General features: G+C 38.8%; 1 protein-coding gene. It reads left to right on the top strand.

The features are described from left to right. The first annotated feature begins 44 nt into the window (after window positions 1–44). A complete protein-coding gene (locus E1160_RS03215; protein ID WP_155153556.1) occupies window positions 45–4,067 on the top strand; it encodes an NACHT domain-containing protein in 4,023 nt (1,340 codons plus the stop codon). Window positions 4,068–4,140: the final 73 nt, after the last annotated feature.

Here is a 4,140-nt window from a genome sequence, read left to right as displayed (position 1 = left end):
AAGTATAGAAATACAATCTTACTTTTTGTGGGGGGAGAAGGTTAGTGTCTAATTTCTATTTACCTAGGAAGCTTTTGTGTGGGGAAGAACAATTTTCTGAAGAAGTGGTTCTCGCGAAATTTCCTTGTCTTGTCGTCCTAGCGGAGCCTGGGGCCGGAAAAACACGTTTGCTTGATAGTTTTGCGAATAAACTTAATGTAAGAAGAATTCGGGCAAATGTGTTTAAGCATGAAACAAATCCTCCACCTACGAAAGTGTTGATAATTGATGGGATTGATGAGGTTTCACGAACCGATAGTTCGGCTGTGGAGCAGATATTTGCAAATGTACGAAATGCTTCACCTGAGAAAGTAGTATTTGCCAGCCGTTCAGGTGAATGGAATGAAGTAAGAAACGCTGGCCTTATTCGAGATTTTCTGGAACTTGATGTCCAGGTCGCACGGTTGGAGGCATTTTCTGTAAGTGAACAGAAAGAACTGTTCCTTCATCTATCACCTGATGCAGATTTTGAAGCTTTCTATGAAGTTGTAGATCAAAATGATCTTTCGCAAATCCTTCCAAATCCTCAGTTTTTAGAAATTTTTGCAAAAGCTTTTAGGCGTGATCCTAATAGTTTCTCAAACAAGTATAAGGTTTTCCAGATCGCTATCGAGGAGTTAGCCAAAGAACATAATGACGATATTCCTCTAAATGATAGGCCTACTGTTGATAGGATTGTTGAATTAGCATCCGAGGTGTTTACCAAACTTCTTCTTTCTGGTGCTACAGGAATATCTATACGAGATGAGAGTGATGAAAACTATCCTTCTATTCAAAGTTTGTGTCAGGCCTCACAAAAAGAAATTCAATCAGTTTTAGACTCCGGATTGTTTAAGCTATCAGAAAGTAAAAACACTCATGAGCCGGTGCATAGGATTATTGCAGAATTTTGTGCTGCAATGCATCTTTCCAAGAAATTGAAGGCTACATCGAAAGACTTTACTTTCCGTAGGTGTATTTCGATATTGGCGCCTAACGGGGTTTCACGAATTGAACTTCGCGGTGTAATGGGGTGGTTAGCATGTATTTCGGGTGAAGATGTTCAGCTCGGATTAATAAATATCGATCCCTATGCAGTTTTATCAAACGGTATGCCAGCATTACTTACCCAAAAATCCAAGGCCGCTATGCTGAAACAATTGGGGTTGCTTTCTGAAGAGGATCCGTATTTCAGATATTCTGATAAATGGCGTCGTTTTAGTGTTCGTGAGTTTTTTCAAAGTGAAATGGTGCCGCTGATTGCTGCCACTCTTTCAAAACATGGGGAAGCCTACCATCTTCGCGGATTAATTTTGGAGCTGTTAAGTAACTCAGAAATTTTAGAAGAACTAAAAGATGATTTTGAAAAAATAATATTCAATCCTAATGAACTAGATGATATCAGGGAGTTGGCGGCTGCAAGAATTCTAGAGATTGAGGGGTATGACTATTTAAAGCTTTTAGATATGTTGATTTCGGATTCTTCTAAAGTAGCACTGAAGATTGGGGCGCAGCTCATAGAGGAACTTAACTGTGAAGTTGTTGGACGGGAGGCAAGCCTTAAGTTATTAGAAGCACTCCCGCAGTTGTATCCGAGTCATTCGCGACGAAGAGAAACTGTGATTGGTGGACGCTATTTTATTGATCGATTGGTAAGAAGTTTTTCAACAAGTGACGCTGAATTTTTCCTGGATCAATTGTCATCTAAGATTTCTTGTCAATGCGGTAAAAAGAAATATGATTGTTTTTGTCGTAATGGGAAAAGCAAGATTGTCGGCAGATTATTAGACAATTATTTTTCAAATAATGAATCCTCCTTAAATCCAGTCCAAATATGGGGATGGCTTAAGAATTTACACTACAATCAAAGCTCATATTCTATGGAAAGCACCCTTGCGGTTAAGAAGTTAAGGGAAAATACTTTTTTACGTCGAGAAATATATAAAATTGCCCTGACTGGTTTTAAAAACCGTGATGCTTTATGGGATTTTTATTTTGATCATATTCGAGAATATGCACATGCTGGCCTCCAGATGCAGGATGGAGATAGCCAATTTCTGTTAGAATATGCTTTTGAAGTAAAAGACTTCATCCTTTGGCAATTCATCTACCCCAAGCATTCATATCACGGCAAGGACATTAAAAGTGATCCGCTACGGGCTCTAGCTCGGTCTCATGCTCATCAAGATCCAGATTTTATGAAAATTTGGGCAAAGGAGAATAAAGCAAGAAAAGATGGGTTGAAGGCTTATGATCGCTCTCATGAAAGACGTATGCGTCGTCGTAAAAGAAATTGGAAACGTAAGGATAATTTAGTGCTAGAGAGAAATCGTAAGGCGCTATTAGATAATATAGAACTAGTTGAGCGCGGGGAACATTTTGGGTTTCTTATAGAATTTGCTAGTTACTATTTATACGAACAAGAAGAACCATTAACTTACGTTGATGATCCCAGCTTGCCAGAAAGGTCATTGCTTAATTCAATACCATTTCTGCTGGAAGATACTCCTGATATAGAAACGTTAGCCAAGCTTGATATAAAACGAAGTAGATCTCTTGTGGTAGAGGTTCTGATTGCTGTTGTTTTTATAATTTTTAAACGTGAGGGCAGTCTTGCGAATATAGATTTGCGTGTTTTACGTGCAGTTTATGTAGATTGGAGTATCTGTTATCCTATATTGTCAAGTGAAAGGGAACGGGACAGAATTCGTGAAGAGTTAGTTCAACATATTTTTCAAACAGACGATGATAAAGAAAGTTTTGTAAGGGAATATGTTGAGCCACAATTAGCAGCATCAATTAGCCATCCATCTGTTGGTTGGTTAGATTATCGGGAAGAGTTACAATTTCTCAGAGTAGCATTACCACTTGAGTGGTTAAAAGAATATCCGATGATGTCTGTTCATGCGAAAGAGCAACTGGTTGATATGGTCGTTGGCTATGGAGATCAGGAAGAGCTGAAAGGAATTATTCTTCAGAAGTGTATTGAGATCAATGACGCTTGGGTGATTGGCCCGTCAACCATGGAGCAAATTGAAGACAGAGATTTCTGGTATTTTCGAGGCTTTGTCTTTCTTGATGATTGCCCTGATTTCATTTTCGATTGGTTTCGTCAGGATAAAAATAGTGTGTTGAAATTTGAGAACACTTATGGCCGTTTTAACCGTGGTGAAAAAAAGGGATGGCCGGGCCTTTCCACGGCAAAGATGTTTTGGATTCTAGATACATTCGTTGAAGTTTGGCCTCAGGTCCATTTGCCAAATAGTTATGGAACCCACTCACCAAAGAATGAAACTGCATATCGTTTTTTAAATTATCTAGTCTCATCTTCTGATTTCTGGAAGGCTGATAGGGATGGGCTTTCATATGTAGATAGGATGTTATCTGACAATCGTTTCGGCCATTTCGAGGAGAGTTTGAAGCATTTACGTTCAGAGTTACGAAAAGCCAATGCCCATGAAACTCTTGTTATCCCGACGCCACAGGACATTTCGACCTTGCTTGATCAGGGAATGGCTGTGAATGCTGAAAGCTTACGTAATTTGTTAATTGATCATTTTGACGAATATCAGGTTTTCCTTCAAGGGGAAGAAACTGATCCTCTGCAGCAGTTTTATAAAGGCGGAGAGCATGTGGATGAGAATGAGGCGAGAAATCGCATCGTTGAATATTTAAAGCCTAGATTAAAGCCGAAAGGTATAGATGTTCAAATTGAGCACCATATGCGAGATTCCAAACGATGTGACTTTACGCTATCCCTGTTTATGAATGGAAAAAAACATCTCATACCGGTTGAGGTGAAAGGTCAGTGGCATCGTGAGGTTTTTACTGCGGTTTCTTCACAATTAGATGAGTTTTACACACGCCACCCTGATGCGGAATATCAAGGGGTTTATCTCGTGCTGTGGTTTGGCAAGAAAGCAAAAATTGCTGGATTAGTAAATGATGGGAAATTAACGCCACAACAATTGGAGAAAAAGATCATAGAAAACATCCCTGTAGAGAACCGAAAGCGTTTAGATGTTTTTATATTAGATCTAGATTGTTGAAAATTAGAACAAGGTATCAATCTTATTTCGGGGTAGTATAAAGTTTATTAATTTTCTTTGTGAAAATTAATAT

Origin of the sequence: Curvivirga aplysinae (genome assembly GCF_009711445.1) — a bacterium.
GTDB classification, from domain to species: Bacteria; Pseudomonadota; Alphaproteobacteria; order UBA8366; family Aestuariispiraceae; genus Curvivirga; species Curvivirga aplysinae.
Note: the sequence above shows the minus strand (reverse complement) of the source record. Positions and strands in the feature narration are given on the sequence as shown.